This window comes from Nocardia sp. NPDC004151, from assembly GCF_042874235.1.
In the GTDB taxonomy this organism is placed as follows: Bacteria; Actinomycetota; Actinomycetes; order Mycobacteriales; family Mycobacteriaceae; genus Nocardia.
On record NZ_JBIAMR010000003.1, the window covers coordinates 712,384 to 727,580 of the forward strand.

Annotated in this window: 16 protein-coding genes and 1 pseudogene; 12 read left to right on the forward strand and 5 right to left on the reverse strand. The window is 66.2% G+C overall.

From position 1 onward, the window contains the following. Positions 1 to 85 precede the first annotated feature (85 nt). Positions 86 to 880: a family 43 glycosylhydrolase gene (locus ACFYTS_RS10665; protein WP_387302801.1), complete on the forward strand. Its 795-nt coding sequence runs from the start codon at positions 86 to 88 to the stop codon at positions 878 to 880. Positions 881 to 883: 3 nt separating this feature from the next. Here ACFYTS_RS10665 and ACFYTS_RS10670 read toward each other — a convergent pair whose 3' ends face one another. Next, entirely contained in the window at positions 884 to 1,831 is a 948-nt protein-coding gene (locus ACFYTS_RS10670) for a helix-turn-helix transcriptional regulator (protein ID WP_387302804.1), read from the reverse strand. 101 nt (positions 1,832 to 1,932) lie between these two features. On the opposite strand from ACFYTS_RS10670, the gene ACFYTS_RS10675 reads away from it, so the two are divergent. The 6 genes from ACFYTS_RS10675 (at position 1,933) to ACFYTS_RS10700 (ending at position 9,664) form a co-directional block, all read left to right on the forward strand. After that, entirely contained in the window at positions 1,933 to 2,562 is a 630-nt protein-coding gene (locus tag ACFYTS_RS10675) for a TIGR03086 family metal-binding protein (protein ID WP_387302806.1), read from the forward strand. 66 nt (positions 2,563 to 2,628) lie between these two features. Further along, positions 2,629 to 3,708, forward strand: a complete 1,080-nt coding sequence (ychF, locus tag ACFYTS_RS10680; RefSeq protein WP_387302808.1) for a redox-regulated ATPase YchF — start codon at positions 2,629 to 2,631, stop codon at positions 3,706 to 3,708. 382 nt (positions 3,709 to 4,090) lie between these two features. Next, positions 4,091 to 4,498: an SgcJ/EcaC family oxidoreductase gene (locus ACFYTS_RS10685; RefSeq protein WP_357283247.1), complete on the forward strand. Its 408-nt coding sequence runs from the start codon at positions 4,091 to 4,093 to the stop codon at positions 4,496 to 4,498. A 722-nt stretch (positions 4,499 to 5,220) separates the two neighbouring features. After that, entirely contained in the window at positions 5,221 to 5,403 is a 183-nt protein-coding gene (locus ACFYTS_RS10690) for a hypothetical protein (protein ID WP_357283245.1), read from the forward strand. Positions 5,404 to 5,502: 99 nt separating this feature from the next. Then, the gene (locus ACFYTS_RS10695) at positions 5,503 to 6,141 is read left to right on the forward strand and encodes a hypothetical protein (protein ID WP_357283243.1); all 639 of its coding nucleotides are present in this window, start codon (positions 5,503 to 5,505) and stop codon (positions 6,139 to 6,141) included. 250 nt (positions 6,142 to 6,391) lie between these two features. Continuing rightward, on the forward strand, positions 6,392 to 9,664 hold the full coding sequence (locus ACFYTS_RS10700) for a protein kinase (protein WP_387302901.1): 3,273 nt from the start codon (positions 6,392 to 6,394) through the stop codon (positions 9,662 to 9,664). A gap of 147 nt (positions 9,665 to 9,811) precedes the next feature. On the opposite strand, the gene ACFYTS_RS10705 is transcribed toward ACFYTS_RS10700, so the two are convergent. After that, positions 9,812 to 10,258, reverse strand: a complete 447-nt coding sequence (locus ACFYTS_RS10705) for a MarR family winged helix-turn-helix transcriptional regulator (RefSeq protein ID WP_387302812.1) — start codon at positions 10,256 to 10,258, stop codon at positions 9,812 to 9,814. 74 nt (positions 10,259 to 10,332) lie between these two features. Here ACFYTS_RS10705 and ACFYTS_RS10710 point away from each other — a divergent pair, with 74 nt between their 5' ends. Further along, entirely contained in the window at positions 10,333 to 10,707 is a 375-nt protein-coding gene (locus tag ACFYTS_RS10710; RefSeq protein ID WP_387302815.1) for a cupin domain-containing protein, read from the forward strand. 179 nt (positions 10,708 to 10,886) lie between these two features. Here the strand turns inward: ACFYTS_RS10710 and ACFYTS_RS10715 are convergent, their stop codons facing one another. Next, positions 10,887 to 11,183 carry a hypothetical protein gene (locus tag ACFYTS_RS10715; protein ID WP_357283236.1) on the reverse strand — a complete coding sequence of 99 codons (297 nt, stop codon included), beginning with the start codon at positions 11,181 to 11,183 and terminating at the stop codon, positions 10,887 to 10,889. 341 nt (positions 11,184 to 11,524) lie between these two features. Between ACFYTS_RS10715 and ACFYTS_RS10720 the strand changes: the two genes are divergently transcribed. Then, positions 11,525 to 13,042 (forward strand): glycoside hydrolase family 43 protein, encoded by a 1,518-nt coding sequence (locus tag ACFYTS_RS10720; protein ID WP_387302818.1) that lies wholly within the window; start codon positions 11,525 to 11,527, stop codon positions 13,040 to 13,042. Here ACFYTS_RS10720 and ACFYTS_RS10725 read toward each other — a convergent pair. After that, positions 13,036 to 13,218 (reverse strand): hypothetical protein, encoded by a 183-nt coding sequence (locus ACFYTS_RS10725; RefSeq protein WP_387302820.1) that lies wholly within the window; start codon positions 13,216 to 13,218, stop codon positions 13,036 to 13,038. The two genes, ACFYTS_RS10720 and ACFYTS_RS10725, sit on opposite strands and share 7 nt — an antisense overlap. A gap of 430 nt (positions 13,219 to 13,648) precedes the next feature. Between ACFYTS_RS10725 and ACFYTS_RS10730 the strand changes: the two genes are divergently transcribed. The 3 genes from ACFYTS_RS10730 to ACFYTS_RS10740 all read left to right on the forward strand — a co-directional run bounded on the left by ACFYTS_RS10730 (position 13,649) and on the right by ACFYTS_RS10740 (position 14,791). Next, positions 13,649 to 13,795: a hypothetical protein gene (locus tag ACFYTS_RS10730; RefSeq protein ID WP_387302822.1), complete on the forward strand. Its 147-nt coding sequence runs from the start codon at positions 13,649 to 13,651 to the stop codon at positions 13,793 to 13,795. A 54-nt stretch (positions 13,796 to 13,849) separates the two neighbouring features. After that, complete coding sequence (locus ACFYTS_RS10735; protein ID WP_387302824.1) at positions 13,850 to 14,089, forward strand: hypothetical protein; 240 nt, start codon at positions 13,850 to 13,852, stop codon at positions 14,087 to 14,089. A 348-nt stretch (positions 14,090 to 14,437) separates the two neighbouring features. After that, positions 14,438 to 14,791 (forward strand): peptidase inhibitor family I36 protein, encoded by a 354-nt coding sequence (locus ACFYTS_RS10740; RefSeq protein ID WP_387302826.1) that lies wholly within the window; start codon positions 14,438 to 14,440, stop codon positions 14,789 to 14,791. 174 nt (positions 14,792 to 14,965) lie between these two features. On the opposite strand, the pseudogene ACFYTS_RS10745 reads toward ACFYTS_RS10740, so the two are convergent. Continuing rightward, positions 14,966 to 15,197 (reverse strand): annotated as a pseudogene (locus ACFYTS_RS10745) (IS110 family transposase); the annotation flags it as partial.

Below are 15,197 nucleotides of genomic sequence, written 5' to 3' on the forward strand. Positions count from 1 at the left end.
GGCTTCGATCGCCTTGTTCTCGCTAGGAGCCGGGGCCGGGGCGCGGCCGGCGGTAGCGCGGGCAGCCGCGGGGACCCGGTACACGATGACCGCGTTCACCAACGGCAGTGACTCCGAGCTGTATGTCTATGAATCCGAGGACGCGACCAACTTCGAGCTGCTCGGTGCGAATGCCTATCGGCCCCCGGCCGGGCTGGTTCGAGACCCCAGTCTGCTGAGACATACCGACGGGTCGTACTACATCACCTACACCACGGCCGGGGACGGCCATACGATCGGATTCGCGCGCAGTACCGACCGGATCAACTGGACCCATGTCTCCGACTATCCGGTCCCGGTTCCGAAAGCCGAAGCCGCCTGGGCGCCGAAGTGGTTCACCCACATGCCCGGCTTCGTCGGTGTACTCGTCTCCATCTCGCAGGGTCACGGGTTCACCCCCTACCTGGTGATCGCGACCGACCCGGCTCGACCGATCTGGAGCCCGCCGATTCCGCTGATCGGCATCGGACCGCAGCGGCCCGGTCACCTCGGCTTCATCGACACCACCATCGTGGCGAACAACGGGAGCTACTACGCCTTCGCCAAGAACGAATCCACCAAGTTCATCGAGCTCGCGGTCGCCCCGCATCCGCTCGGGCCGTACCGGTTCATCGGCCTCGGCGACTGGGCCGGATGGGGTGCGCCCCGGGAAGGACAGTGCGTGGTCGCGCCGCCGAGCGGCGGCCATCGGATCTACTTCGACGCGTACACCGAAGGAAAGTACTTCTACAGTGACAGTGTCGACGGATTCCGCACCTGGACGGCACCCGTCGAGCTACCGGAACTGTCGGGAACGGTCCGTCATTTCACGGTGCTGTCCGAGCAGACGATCGCGCGGTAACCCTCACTCCGTGGCGGCCGCGTAGCGGCGGGCGAGGGTGCGCAGATGCGCGACGAGTTCCGGCGGCTCGGCGACGCGGAAGTCCATCATCAGCATGCTGAGGTAGATGGCGATCGTCTCCAGGCGGTCGGCCCCGGTCAACAGCAGGCAGGAGGAGTCGTCGAGCGGCTCCACCACGCCGACCGTCGGGTTGATTCGGGCGATGACGGTCTCGGCGGGCTCCAGCACCGTGACCCGGGCGTGGACTTGCCAACCGGTGGAGGCTATTTCACGCAGCACGAAGGCGACGAGATCGGCGTCGGGTAGCGCTCGTGCGGCGAAATGGCGTGCACCGGGCCGGATCTCGGACATCGACGCCACGGGCAGCGCCTGCCAGGCATGCGTGGCGAGGCTGTAGGCGACCAGATACCAGCGGCGCTGCCAGCTGATCAGCCGGTAGGGCTCCAACTCCACACCATCGGCGTGGAGGGTGGTGGCGCCGCGGATGGCGGTCGCCAGGGTGGCGAGGGTTTCGGCGGGCACGGGAGCGTCCGGCTCCCGGGAGCCGGTGACGGCCGGGCCGATATCGGTCACCGTGCGCAGGGCGGTGACCTTCCGTTGCAGCCGTTTCGGGAGGATACGGTCCAGCTTCGATTGGGCGCGTTCGAGATTGGCCTGGATATCGGTGATTCCGGTGCTGCCGTCGGCCGCCACATTCATGGCGACGGCCACCGCGACGGCCTCGTCGTCATCGAGCAGCAGCGGCGGCATGGTGGCCCCCTGCCCGAGCCGGTACCCGCCGACCGGCCCGCGGGCGGCGTGCACGGGGTACCCGAGATCGCGCAGCCGAGCGATGTCCTGACGCAGTGTGCGGTCGGTGACATCCAGGCGTTCGGCCAGGTCACGGCCGGTATGGGTGCCTTCCTGAAGGAGTGTCAACAGGCGGAGCAAACGGGTTGTGGGGGAGGTCACACCGATTCCTTTCGCTCGGCTGTAAGTATTAGGAAGAAATCTAGCCTAATCGGGTCATACCTTTGTCTCAACGGATCGAAACGACCTGAGAGGCAAGAACAATGAACGCGAACCCGCAGACCGACAACTCGCCCGCCGCCACCCTCGCCCCGGTCTGGCGCGATGTGCTCGCCGCCTCCCACCGGGCGCTCGCCGACGTCGTCGCCGGAGTCGGGCCGGACCAGTGGGACAACCCCACCCCCTGCTCCGACTGGACGGTCACCCAGGTGGTCCAGCACGCCGCGGGCGACCAGCTGGCCTACGCCAAGTTCCTCGGCATCGGCGACGGCCCCGCCTACAACCCCTTCGAGCCGTCCGGCAGCATCGACAGCGGCGCCGTCGAACTGGTCTTTGCCGCAATCGAACCCACCGCCATTGCCTGGGCCACCGTCACCGACGACACCGAGACCGTCCCCACTCCGCTCCCGCACGGCGAACTCCCCACCCCGGTCGCCGCCGTCATGTGCGCCCTCGACGCCGCCGTCCACGCCTGGGACATCGCCATCGGCACCGGCCAGCCCTCGCCCCTCACCGACGAGCTGGCCGCCCACCTGCTCACCGCCTCCCGCGGCCTCATCGAGCCGCTGCGCGACTACGGCGTCTTCGCCCCCGTCGTCACCGACGCCCCCGCGACCGACACCCCCGTCGTCGCCGAACTGCTCGCCTACCTCGGCCGCACCCCGCGGGCCTGAACGGCGTGGCAGCCCCGGACCTGGGGTGACCGCCCGGTCCGGGGCGACGGGTAGACTCCCACTCTCGTGAGTCTCACCCTCGGAATCGTCGGCCTGCCCAACGTCGGAAAGTCGACGCTGTTCAACGCCCTGACGCGCAATGACGTGCTGGCCGCGAACTACCCGTTCGCCACGATCGAGCCGAATGTCGGTGTGGTGCCGCTGCCGGACCCGCGGTTGGGCAAGCTGGCCGAGATCTTCTCCTCCGAGCGGCTGGTGCCCGCCGTGGTGTCGTTCGTCGACATCGCGGGCATCGTGAAGGGCGCGTCCGAAGGCGCGGGGCTGGGCAACAAATTCCTCGCCAACATCCGTGAGGCCGACGCCATCTGCCAGGTGGTGCGCGTGTTCGCCGATGACGACGTGATCCACGTCGACGGCAAGGTCGACCCGCTGTCCGACATCGAGGTCATCGAGACCGAGCTCATCCTCGCCGACCTGCAGACCCTCGAGAAGGCCGTGGTCCGGCTCGAGAAGGAAGCCAAGGTCAAGAAGGACCGCAAGCCGGTCGCCGACGCCGCCAAGCAGGCGCAGGAGATCCTCAACGGCGGCAAGACGCTGTTCGCCGCCCGCGCGCAGATCGACACCGACCTGCTCAAGGAACTGTCGCTGCTCACCATCAAGCCGTTCCTCTACGTCTTCAACGCCGACGAGTCGATCCTCACCGACGAGGCCAAGAAGGAAGAACTGAAGGCCGCCGTCGCCCCCGCCGACGCCGTCTTCCTCGACGCCAAGGTCGAAGCCGAACTCCTCGAACTCGACGAGGAATCCGCCCTCGAACTCCTCGAGTCCATCGGCCAGACCGAACCCGGCCTGCACGCCCTGGCCCGCGCCGGCTTCCACACCCTCGGCCTCCAGACCTACCTCACGGCAGGCCCCAAGGAAGCCCGCGCCTGGACAATCCACCAGGGCGACACCGCCCCCAAGGCCGCCGGCGTCATCCACACCGACTTCGAACGCGGCTTCATCAAGGCCGAAATCGTCGCCTTCGACGACCTCGTCGCCGCCGGCTCCATGTCCGCCGCCAAGTCCGCGGGCAAGGTGCGGATGGAAGGCAAGGAATATGTGATGGTCGACGGCGACGTCGTCGAATTCCGCTTCAACGTCTAGTCTCGGTCGAATCGCCACGCGCACAGACTGATTGAGCCCCGCCCGGTGTTCGGCGGATTCCGGGGGTCGTTGCAACACGGTGTTGGTCAACTGGCTTCGGTCAGGAGCTTAGCCAGACGCTCGGCTGGGGTTTCCCAGCCGAGCGTTTTGCGTGGGCGGGAGTTGAGTTCGGCAGCGACTGCATCGAGGTGTTCTCGGGTGTGGGTTGATGTTCTGTGATCAACACGACGAGGGCGGAGCCCGCGCGGCGCTCAGCGGGGCACCGGGTAACCAATCCGTGTGCGGCGCAAGCCAGTCCCGGTAGTCATCGCCCCACACTGTAACCGAACCCACCGATCTCGGTCATTGACCTCGAGCGGGGTTGGGGTTCGAAGATTGCCACATGACAACCACGGAACTCGATCGGACCGAAGACATCACCGCCATCCACGCCGTCGTGGCCGCGGTGGCCGAGGCGCAGCGCGCCGAGGACGCCGACGCCTTCCTCGCCCTGTTCCACCCCGACGCCATCTGGACCACCGGCGGCGGCAAATTTCTCAACGGCCTCACCGAGATCTCCGAGTTCACCCGCGCCGTACTCCCCGGCGCCACCAAGGACGGCTACGCCACCTACGAGCCGTTCTTCATCCGCTTCATCCGCCCCGACGTGGCCGCGGTCAAGGTCCGCCAGCAGTACTTCAACCATGCCGACGAACTCCAGGCCCAGGGCTCGCCGCTGTACGGCATGACCAAGGAGGACGGCCGCTGGCTGCTCACTTTCTGCCAGAACACCCCGGTCGCCGACCACTGACCGACCCCGCCCGCCACGGAGAACCACAGGACTGAGCCTCGCCCGGATCACCGGGCGGGGCTCGATCAGTCTGTGCACGTGGCGGTTTCGCCGGCGAGGCACTCTCGCTCGCCTCGACAACTCATCGGCTTCGTACTGCTTGGCGGTATGAATGCTAGGGAGCTCCGAAAAGAAGCTGAAACAACATTTTCCGAACTATCCATCAGGTTTTATTGTCAATAACCTGCCGCCCGAGCAGCGGGTTTTACTCGCAAAGAACAACAATTGACGGTTGTGAGTGGATCCGAAAATGTGATTTCTCTTGAAATCCGGTCCTGACTAACGTCTCCGGCGTGAGCATAGCTCGCTCACAAAGAACACCCGATAGAAGGAGACGAGAAATGGGTTCCCTGGGCAACTTTGGACTGGACGCCATCCTCGCGGAGCTGAAGAAGCTGATGAGCAGCGGCTCGGCTGGTACGCACAAGCCGAACTGACCGCAGCCGAGGGACGGTTCCGGTTCGACACTCCCCCGAGCCGGAACCACCCTATGAGCTGTAGGCATAGGTCGCGGCAACTATAAAGACACAATTGCGCTTTTCGTGGGTCGAAGCATTTCCCGATATGAACGAATCCCCATATGCGTGCGCCCCCGAGCCCGGATAATCCCATTGTTTTCGGTGGGCGGCGGCGGTGGTAGCCGGGCAGGTCATGACACCCGGCTCGGCCCTGACGCCCTTGCCATGCCGGAATACCTCATCCGAAAGACCTCCATGCGTAGTACCCATATTCGGCGTGCCGCGATGATCGGCACCGCGGCCTTCCTCCTGGCCGCGCCCTGCGCGATCCTCGGACAGGCCGAACCCGCCCCGCCGACGCCCGCGCTACCCGCGGACCTAGCTGCCGCGATGGGGCCGAAGGCCTGAAATTCCTTGTTCTGCTTCGGTTTCTGCCCGGAATGCGGTTCCTGGCGACCTCGCCGCAGGGGTCGGCATGTCATCCATTCAACGACAAAGGACATCAGCATGACGCACGCAACCACCCGCATCGCCGTCGGTGCGGCCGCCACCATCGCCCTCGGCGCGGGCACGCTGCTGGGTTCCGGCGCGGCCGGTGCGGCCCCCGCGACGATCACCTGGGACGACGGCACGAGCCACTACACCCGGACGGTGAGCAACACGACCCCGACGGTCGGCGAGACGATCACCATCAGCACCAAGTTCGAGCAGAAGGGCTCCGCCGACGAGACGATCGACTATGTCGCGGACTACCACCCGCAGTGCCTGACCTACGTCGCGAAATCGGCGAAGATGACCGACAACAGCGGTGACCACGCGGTCGAGAACATCAACCTCATGGTCGACGACGAGGTCATCTCGGCTGATTTCACCGCCACCAGCTACAAGATGGTCGTGAAGCACGGTGGCGCCCAATCGCCCACGTTCAGCGCCCAGTACAAGGTCGGCGCCGACTGCACGAAGCAGAACGGTGCGCTCGACACCGGCTTCAACTACCTGTCGAGCCTCGGCTACCACACCTTCGACACCAAGGGGCCCTCGATCACCATTTCCAAGACCCCGGGCGGCACGGCCAACACCGGCAGCGCGGACGGCGTTCTCGCCGGCCTCGGCGCGCTGCTCGGCGGCTTCGGGTCCAGCAAGTAGCGCAGGACTCGCCTCCGAACCGGCCACGGCAGACGGCCGGGCACGATCGAGCCCCGTCCGGATCACCGGGCGGGGCTCGATCACTCTGCGCGCGAAGCGGTTCGACCGCCGACCACATGTTCCCCGGTGCTGCTTTCGACGGATGTCGCGGCGGCTTCACCCGAACTGTCCGACGGGCGGGCGCGATCGGCGTGGCCGGAGGCGACGGGCGGCGATATTCTGGCTGACGTGCCGCGGTTGCGAGCGACGGATGGTTGACGGCGACCCCCTCGAGACGCAGCGTGATGTCGGAGTCGGTGTCATCACGGAGTTGAACGCGGCCGGGTTCACAGACGCCGAGGAGATCGGCCGGGGCGGTTTCGGTGCGGTGTACCGGTGCAGTCAGATCGCCGCCGGCCGCACGGTGGCGGTCAAAGTTCTCACCGGCGAACTTCCGGAGAATCGCGAGCGCTTCCTGCGCGAGCAGCACGCGATGGGCCGGCTGACCGGCCATCCCAATGTCGTCGGGATGCTCGAGATCGGGGAGACCGGGACCGGGCGCCCGTATCTGGTGATGCCCTACCATTCCCGGGGCTCCCTCGACGCACGCATCCGACGCGACGGTCCGTTGCCGCTGGCCGAGGTCCTCCACCTCGGGGTGAAGACAGCGGGGGCGTTGGAGTCGGCCCACCGAATGGGTGTTCTGCATCGTGATGTCAAACCGGCCAATATCCTGCTGACCGACTACGGCGAGCCGGCGCTGACGGACTTCGGGATCGCTCACTTCGCCGGCGGATACGAGACGACGTCCGGCGCGATCACCGGCTCGCCGGCCTTCACCGCACCCGAAGTTCTCGAAGGCCGGGCACAGACTCCCGCTTCGGATGTGTACGGACTGGGCGCCACGCTGTTCTCGGCATTCACCGGGCACGCCGCATTCGAGCGCCGCAGTGGCGAACAAATGGTGGCTCAATTCGTGCGGATCACCACTCAGCCGATCCCGGACTTGCGCGAATCCGGCATTCCCGACGATATGTGCGCGGTCATCGAGGCGGCGATGGCTCGTGACCCGCACGGCCGGCCGACCGCGGCGGAGTTGGGTGAGCGGCTGCGCCGGCTGCAAAACGACCACGGATTCCCGGTCGACACGATGGTGCTGCCCGCCGAGCCGGAACCCGCCGCGACTTCGGCCGAAGCGAAGCCGCACGCGGTCACGCATTTCCGCGGCGACCGCTTGCGGGCGGGGACGGGGAATCTCCCCTTGGAGATGACCAGCTTCGTGGATCGGAGGACCCCGCAGTCCGATGTCAGGAACCTGTTGTCCGACTCACGTCTGGTGACGTTGACCGGGATCGGGGGTGTGGGCAAGTCACGGCTCGCCTTGCGAGTCGCTCACACCCTGCGGCGGAAATTCGAGGGCGGGGTCTGGCTGATCGAACTGGGCGACCTGCGTGCCAACGAATCGCTGCCGAACGTCGTGGCTGCCATCTTCGGTGTGTCCGACCACGGCGGTGGATCGACACTCGACACGCTGATCGAGTTACTGGCACCCCATGATCTGCTCCTGGTACTGGACGACTGCGAGCACATGGTCGAGCCGGTCGCACAGCTGGCCGAAGCACTCATCCGAGCCTGCCCAGGCGTGCGGATCCTGGCGACCAGCCGTGAAGCCCTGGATATCGAGGGCGAAGCGGTATACCGGCTGCCGCCGCTGGATATACCCGAGTTGGCCGCCGATCCGGCGGTCCGGACCGTGGCGGGCGACACCGCGGTGACGCTCTTCGCGGAACGAGCGGCCGCGGCGGTGCCCAGGTTCGAGCTGAGCGATCACAACAGGGCGTACACCGCCAAGATCTGTGCCCGGCTGGACGGCCTACCTCTGGCCATCGAACTGGCCGCGGCACGCCTGCGGACCATGTCCGTCGAACAACTCCTGGCCCGGCTGGACGACCGCTACGCCTTCCTGACCCGGGGTAGCCGCAGCGCACCCAGACGGCAGCAGACCATGCAGTACTGCATGGACTGGAGCCATGACCTGTGCACACCGGACGAGCAGCGGCTGTGGAGTCGACTGTCGGTGTTCACCGGCGGGTTCGAGCTCGACGCGGTGCTACAGGTGTGTTCGGCTGACATGACCGAGCCGGATTTGCTCGATACGTTGTCGGGCCTGGTGGACAAATCGATCCTCGTCCGCAAGGAAGTGGCCGGCTCGGTGCGGTTCCAGATGCTCGAGACAGTCCGCGAATTCGGTCAGCAGAAGGCCGAGGAGTCCGGAGAGTATCCGCTCCTGCGCCAGCAACATCTGGAATGGTGCGAGCAACTGGTGCAGGCGGCCGATGTCGACTGGATAGGGCCGCACCAGCTGGACTGGGTCGAACGGCTCGAGCGCGAGCTGCCGAACATTTCGAAAGCGCTGGAGTTCAGCCTGACCGAGGCCGATGAGAGCGGACTGCGAATCGCCAATCCGCTGTACATGTTCTGGATGTTGCGGGGACGGCTCGGTGAGGGTCGCCAATGGTACGAACGGGTTCTCGCCCGCGTTCCCGGAGGCCGGCCGATCGACCGGGCCAAGGCGCTCCACGCCGCCACCTTGATGGCCGGGCTTCAGGGTGACCTGACGGCCGCCGCCGGCCATGTCACGGAGCTGGCAGGGCTGGCGGAGCAGGCGACCGACCCTATGGTTCCGGCGCTGCTCACGCATATCCAGGCCGATTACGTTCTCACCAGTGGAGTGGGTGATCTGTCCGGCCCGGTCGCCGACCTGAATCACGCGCTGCGCACCTACGAGCTGTGCGGTGACAGCACCATGCAGTTGGACGCCCGGGTCTCGCTGGGATGGGCCTATGCGCTGCAAGGCGATACCTCCCGAGCCCTCGACTGTCTGGACAGGGCGCTCGACCTCACCGAATCCGCCGGTGAAACGATCTATCGGTCGTGGACACTGTGGTCGGCGGGATTCGCCGCGTGGCGCGCCGGTGATCCCGACCGTGCCACGCGCTCACTCGCGAAGGGAATTCGATTGGCCCGCAAGGCCTCCGATCCGCTGGTCGCCACCGGCTGTCTCGCGACGCTGGCCTGGATCGCCGCCGAGCAGCTCGATGCTCAGCGCGCGGCCGTCCTCATGGGCGCGGCCGATGCGCTGGGACGCCTGGCCGGCAGCTCCACCATCCTTGGCCGCCATGGCCCCTACCAGGACGAATGCGAGCAGCGCAGCCGCCGAATCCTCGGTGCCGGCGCGTTCGACGCGGCACGGCAGGAAGGCGCCTCGATGAGTCTCGACGCCGCAGTCGCTTTCGCACTCGGCGAGCAACCCCGAGTCACCTCGTCGGCCGATCATTCGCCCGAGCTCCTCAGCCCGCGCGAACGCCAGGTCGCCGAGCTCGTCGCCGAAGGACTGACCAGCAAGGCGATCGCCGATCGCCTCGTCGTCTCGCCGCGCACCGTGCAGGGCCATATCGAACACATTCTCACCAAACTGGGCTTCACCTCGCGCGCCCAGATCGCGGTATGGGCCGCAGCCCAAACCCATGACACCGCCGAGTAATCGGGGGGTGAGGGACATCGCGTAGTGTCCACCGATCCTACTGCGGCCAGTCCCGCCCCTGGCGCTAGCTCTAGTGAGCCGAAGTGCGCGCTCATGCCGATCTGGGCGTGTCGGCCGCAGACCTCTCATGGGGACGCCGTGCCGAGGTCACAACGGGCGGAAGGTCTTAGCCCGCCCGAAATCCAGTGCTTCGCTCATGATTTCGCCGAGCGCGGCGCGGGTGGTGGCCACCTGTTCGGCGCCGATGCGTCCGGCGAGCCGGCGCTCGTAGTCGGTGTGGAACTCGCGGACGATGCGAAGCATGTCGTCCCCTCTCGGGGAGAGGTGCAGCCGTTTGGCGCGCTTGTCGATCGGGTCCGGTCGGCGCTCCACGTACCCGTGCCGGACCATCTCGTCGACAACCTTGGCCGCACCTTGGGCGGTGATGCCGAGCTGCTCGCCCAGTTGGCTTGCAGTGCAGGGGGATTCGGCCAGCGCGCGCAGGACGTACCCGTAGGAAGCGCCGAGGATCACATGACCGTGCTCGGCGAGGTGGGCGTGCAGCTGCTGCACGAACGACTGATAGGCCTGGCCCAGCAGTACGCCGAAATCCATGTGTTGACGCTCCTTTCTCGAAGACATATATTCAACCATAGTTGAACACCTTGGTTGAATATCCAGGAGGCATCATGCCACTCATCAAAGCCGCCGACGCCCCCACATTCGAAGCTCCGCTCATGACCGCGGTCGGCCTGGCCGCACCCAGTCGTGGCTCCGAAGAGAACAGCGTCTGGCGCTTCACCATGCACCCCGGCAACCCCGGTCACGCGCACGCCGTGTCCCGTGAGGAGATCTTCGTCGCCCTCGCCGGAGCCGCCCGCGTCGAGATGGACGGCCAGACATGCGATTTCCGCGCCGGCGACGCCCTGGTGATCCCGGCGAACACCGTTTTCAAGGTCTCCGTCCCCGGCGACGGGCCCTTCGAGGCCGTGGCCATCCTCCCCGTCGGCGCCTACGCCCAGGCCCCCGGCGGTGACCGCGTCAGCCCACCCTGGGCGCAGTAACCCACCACCGCCGGACGCCGCTACATCGCCGGACCGGTCACCGACGCCTTCCTCCACAGCCGACCAGACGCACGCTGTAGCCGATTTCCGTGCGCCGCCGCCGGGGACAGCCACCGGCGAGGGTTGCCCCCAGGGGGTAGCGGCGTCGGTCTTATGCGGTGCAGTCCTCGGGATCCCGCTCAGTGCTCGTCATAGTGGCCTTCATGCGGGGCGTGGCGGTGACCGTCGTGGATGTAATCCACGTGGTCACCGTGCTGGACCGCGTCGTGGCCGCAGCCATCGCCGTGTTCGTGGGGGTGGCCGCTGTGTTCGGTGTGGCCCTGCGGTTCGCATTCGTCGTAGTGGCCGTCGTGTTCGCGGTGAAGGTGCCCGTCGTGTGCGTAGTCCACGTGGTCACCATGCGCGAACGCGGTGTGGCCGCAGTCCGGGCCGTGGACGTGGTCGTGCTGGCCGTGTTGGCTATGTGCCGCTGTCATCGAACTCTCCTTCTCCAGTGCCTGGTTTCGCAGGTTGATGATGCTGTGAGACGGGGGATCGACACCCACGCGTCAGCCTACCCCCGGGGTTTCTGCCGGTTCGGCCGGTCTGAGCCACGCGGAATGCGCGCTCAAGCCGATGAGCGAACGCCTGCTGCAGATCATCTGGACCAGCCATCAACCGGCGCGAGCTGCATGCCGACTAAACAGTCAGTATGCTTTCGCGGTCATGGAACAGGTCTTCGCTTCAGCGGCATTGGATCCGGTCTCGTTCGGCACCTCCGCCGCGCCAGGCCCGCACCTTCCCGCTGTGGCCGAACCACACTGAGACAGGAACGACCATGCTCAACCCCACTGTGCCAGGTTTCTATCCCGACCCCAGCATCTGCCGCGCCGGGCAGACCTACTACCTGGCCTGTTCATCCTTCGAGTACTTCCCGGGCGTGCCCCTGTTCTCCAGCACCGACGCCGAGCACTGGACCCCGATCGGGCACGTGGCCACCCGCCCCGGCCAACTCGCCCTCGAAGACGTGCCCACCGCCGGCGGCGTCTGGGCGCCGACCATCCGCTTCCACGACGACCGCTTCTGGCTCGTGGTCGCCGACGCCTTCGGCCGCGGGCCGCTGCTGTTCACCGCCGACCACGCGGAAGGGCCATGGAGCGACGGGATCGAGCTCCACGGCGTGGAAGGCATCGACCACGACATCGCCTGGGACGCGGACGGTACCTGCTACATCACCTTTTCCGGACTCACCCTCGAAGGCGAACAATCCGGCACACACCACGGGATTCAACAAGTGCGGATGGATACCACCACCGGCCACGCGCTCGAAAAACCCCGCTCACTGTGGTCGGAAACCGGCCTGAAATTCCCCGAAGCCCCACACCTCTACGACGTCGACGGGACCTGGTACCTGCTGATCGCCGAGGGCGGCACCGAACGCGGCCACAGCATCAGCATCGCCCGCGCCGACCACCCCGAAGGCCCGTTCCACGGCTGCCCGGCCAACCCGATCTACAGCCACCGCAGCACCAACCACCCCGTCCAGAACACCGGCCACGCGGACCTGGTCCGCACCGACGACGGCTGGCGTGTCGTCTTCCTCGGCACCCGCCCCACCGGTCTGACCCAGGCTTTCGCAGTGATGGGCCGCGAGGGCTTCCAGTCGACCCTGCACTGGGTCGACGGGTGGCCGGTGATCGACCCCATCACACTGACCCCCGACCTTCCGGGCACCAAGGCCCACACCGACTTCGACGAACCCCTCGGCGTCGAGTGGGTGTCGGTGCGCGATGCGAAACGCGACTGGGCCTCCCTCGATACCCGCCCCGGGTGGCTGGTGCTGCAAGGCTCGACCCCCGACACCCTCGGCCCGGCGATGGACGCTTCGCACCCGCATTTCCTCGGCCGACGCCAGCAGCACATCCGCTCCCACTACGCCACATCGATCGACGCAGCCGACGGCATCGGCGGCCTGAGCATCCGCTACGACGAACTCCACCACTACGACATCGAAATCCAGCCCGACCACGACACCGGCGACTACCTCGTGCGGGCACGGGTACGCCTCGCCCAGGTCGAACAGACATGGGAACGGCGGGTGCCGGCAGGCCCGACCGTCCTGTGGATCACCACCACCCCGGTCCTCACCAACGGATTCGACCCGCACGCGATGTCCTGCGACACCGTCAGATTCGGATACGGACAAGGCCCCGACACCACCGAAATCGCCGACATGGACGGCCGCTACCTCACAGCCGACACCGCAGCCGCCTTCACCGGACGCGTCGCCGGCATCTACGCCGCGACCGGAACCGTCGCATTCGACTGGTTCACCTACGAAGGCGAACATCACTGACCCACAAGGTCAGCGGCCAAGCCTTGCACATCGATCGATGGACCGATGATCCACAGCGCACTGGCGATCACACCGATGACGACGGCAAGCAAACGCACGCTACTACCGCATACCGCGCTGACCGAACCGGCCAGCGCGGGGTGCCAGCCGCCGGATCCCGGTGCGGTGCAGAACATCCGCTTCTGCCGATTACACCGCGACAGCGGTAGGGCCCGATGTAGGTGGCATGGGCATACCGCCTCAACCTCGTGGAGCTGGTGATGTCGTCACCGCTCTGGCCGAGGCGCCGGCGTTGCGACCCGATGTCACCATCCTGGATGTGCGGCTGCTCGGCGGGGCGCGCATCACCGAGAAACCAGTTGGGGGCCGTCGAAACTTGGACCCAAAGCCGCTGTGCTGGCCGGTAACGGAGCGCCCGTGTAGGTCCATACGACCGGCAGCAGCACGCCGACGGCTCGGTTGTGGCAACGGTGATGTGCCCTTCGGGGTCCCCACAACTGACCTTCGGCCCCTGTGGTGAGCCAGCGTGGCGGGCGATCTTGGATCAGGCAGCGCCAGCGTAGTCGCTGCCCCTTCCGGAATGTTCGTGCACATCAGGAGAATCGCATGAGCGACACCACCGCCCAGCCCGCCATCGGCCGCGTACGGAACTCGGTAGTCTGGCCCGACCCCAGCCCCTTGGACTCTTGGTGGCACGGGGTGATGTACGCCGAAACCAGCTCGGCCCTGCAGACACTCCGAACGGCACGCTGACCGGCGACCCTATGCATGCAAATCGACACCTGAGCCGAAGAAGGAGAATCGGAGATGATCCGAAAGCAGTGGCATGATCTGAATGCGCGCACTCGCGGGCTGATCGTGGGCGCGGGCGTGATCGACGGTATCGCGAAGGTCGCGGCCCTGCTGGATCTGCTCCAACGGCCGCCCGAGCAGATCCGCGGCTCCAAACGCGTATGGGCAACCTCGATCGTGCTGGTGAACTCGATAGGCGCCCTCCCCGTCGCATACTTCCTCCTCGGACGCCGCGCACCGGACGACAACGCTTGACCTGCCGCTGTACGTTCCGCCCAATCCCACTGAAGGTTACCGAAAGCGGTGCGGCAGACGGCGAGACCGACAGCGGCGCAGAGACATCCGCTACTGCCGAGATTCGGTCGAGACAGAGCCGGTCGACACTTGTTGCCCAAGAGCCGCTCTCAACTGCCCGGTAGTGCGAGGAGTTCCCACTCCGACTGCGACACACCCGGAGAAACCGGTATCGAGTCGGACCTGATGGCGCGTTACGGGATCTTGGGTTGTTCTATGCGGATGAGGCCTTCAGCTGTCGGCCGTCCATGTGATCATGTCTACACGGTTCCCTCAGTACCGATTCGGTCGTGACGGAAGGGTTTTGACATGCCCCCCAGTGCTGGAAAAGCTCAGTTGTTCGTCGATCGCGACTACGGAGGTAGGAGTGGCACACTCGAGGTCGGCGAGTACAACATCAGCCGCCTGAAAGAAAAGGATCAGGCCGGCAATGACACCGTCAGCTCGCTGAAGGTCGCCGACGGCTACGTCGTCACCGCCTACACCGACGCCAACTTCCAAGGCGACAGCAAGGAATTCACCGCCGACACCCCCTATGTCGGTGACGCGTTCAACGACAAGATCTCCTCCGTGACGGTGCGGGCTGCCGACAAGGAGCAATCGTCCTCTACGGAGTACGGCGACGACTGGTTCTACTTCGAGGACACGAGCACATCCGGATAGAGAGACCGAACAACGGCGGCGGCCGGGCTTCCAGATCCGCCCGCTGTCGCCGGCCCGCTACCGTCCGCCCGCAAGCCGGGCTGCGGTTCACCCAAAAAGCCGAACCTGCACACCGCGTCCTTGCCTCGCATATCGCGCCCAGGACTGAACGCACTGTCATGGCGCCCCTTTAGGTCAAGACGTGGATGTGGTCGCGGGGTTAGTCTTGGTGACGGGTCCGGGGTGTGGCTTGTCCGAAGGGCCGGTGTGCGGGTTGGAACCGGTCGCGTTGGAGTGAGTAGTCGTTCCCGATTGCCCTCCCGGGCCTGTTGATTCGCGGCGGCGTTGGTCGGTGAGTATCCGGACATAGACGACGTTGGACAACCGTCGTTTCAGCGCGCGTAGTGCTTCCATCGAGGTCTTGCCG

What these genes read in the sequence shown, in the direction of transcription:
- ACFYTS_RS10665 (WP_387302801.1), top strand. Translation starts at nt 86, where the DNA reads ATGACCGCGTTCACCAACGGCAGTGACTCCGAGCTGTATGTCTATGAA.
- ACFYTS_RS10675 (WP_387302806.1), top strand. Translation starts at nt 1,933, where the DNA reads ATGAACGCGAACCCGCAGACCGACAACTCGCCCGCCGCCACCCTCGCC.
- ACFYTS_RS10685 (WP_357283247.1), top strand. Translation starts at nt 4,091, where the DNA reads ATGACAACCACGGAACTCGATCGGACCGAAGACATCACCGCCATCCAC.
- ACFYTS_RS10690 (WP_357283245.1), top strand. Translation starts at nt 5,221, where the DNA reads ATGCCGGAATACCTCATCCGAAAGACCTCCATGCGTAGTACCCATATT.
- ACFYTS_RS10695 (WP_357283243.1), top strand. Translation starts at nt 5,503, where the DNA reads ATGACGCACGCAACCACCCGCATCGCCGTCGGTGCGGCCGCCACCATC.
- ACFYTS_RS10700 (WP_387302901.1), top strand. Translation starts at nt 6,392, where the DNA reads ATGGTTGACGGCGACCCCCTCGAGACGCAGCGTGATGTCGGAGTCGGT.
- ACFYTS_RS10705 (WP_387302812.1), bottom strand. Translation starts at nt 10,258, where the DNA reads ATGGATTTCGGCGTACTGCTGGGCCAGGCCTATCAGTCGTTCGTGCAG.
- ACFYTS_RS10710 (WP_387302815.1), top strand. Translation starts at nt 10,333, where the DNA reads ATGCCACTCATCAAAGCCGCCGACGCCCCCACATTCGAAGCTCCGCTC.
- ACFYTS_RS10715 (WP_357283236.1), bottom strand. Translation starts at nt 11,183, where the DNA reads ATGACAGCGGCACATAGCCAACACGGCCAGCACGACCACGTCCACGGC.
- ACFYTS_RS10720 (WP_387302818.1), top strand. Translation starts at nt 11,525, where the DNA reads ATGCTCAACCCCACTGTGCCAGGTTTCTATCCCGACCCCAGCATCTGC.
- ACFYTS_RS10725 (WP_387302820.1), bottom strand. Translation starts at nt 13,218, where the DNA reads ATGTTCTGCACCGCACCGGGATCCGGCGGCTGGCACCCCGCGCTGGCC.
- ACFYTS_RS10730 (WP_387302822.1), top strand. Translation starts at nt 13,649, where the DNA reads ATGAGCGACACCACCGCCCAGCCCGCCATCGGCCGCGTACGGAACTCG.
- ACFYTS_RS10735 (WP_387302824.1), top strand. Translation starts at nt 13,850, where the DNA reads ATGATCCGAAAGCAGTGGCATGATCTGAATGCGCGCACTCGCGGGCTG.
- ACFYTS_RS10740 (WP_387302826.1), top strand. Translation starts at nt 14,438, where the DNA reads ATGCCCCCCAGTGCTGGAAAAGCTCAGTTGTTCGTCGATCGCGACTAC.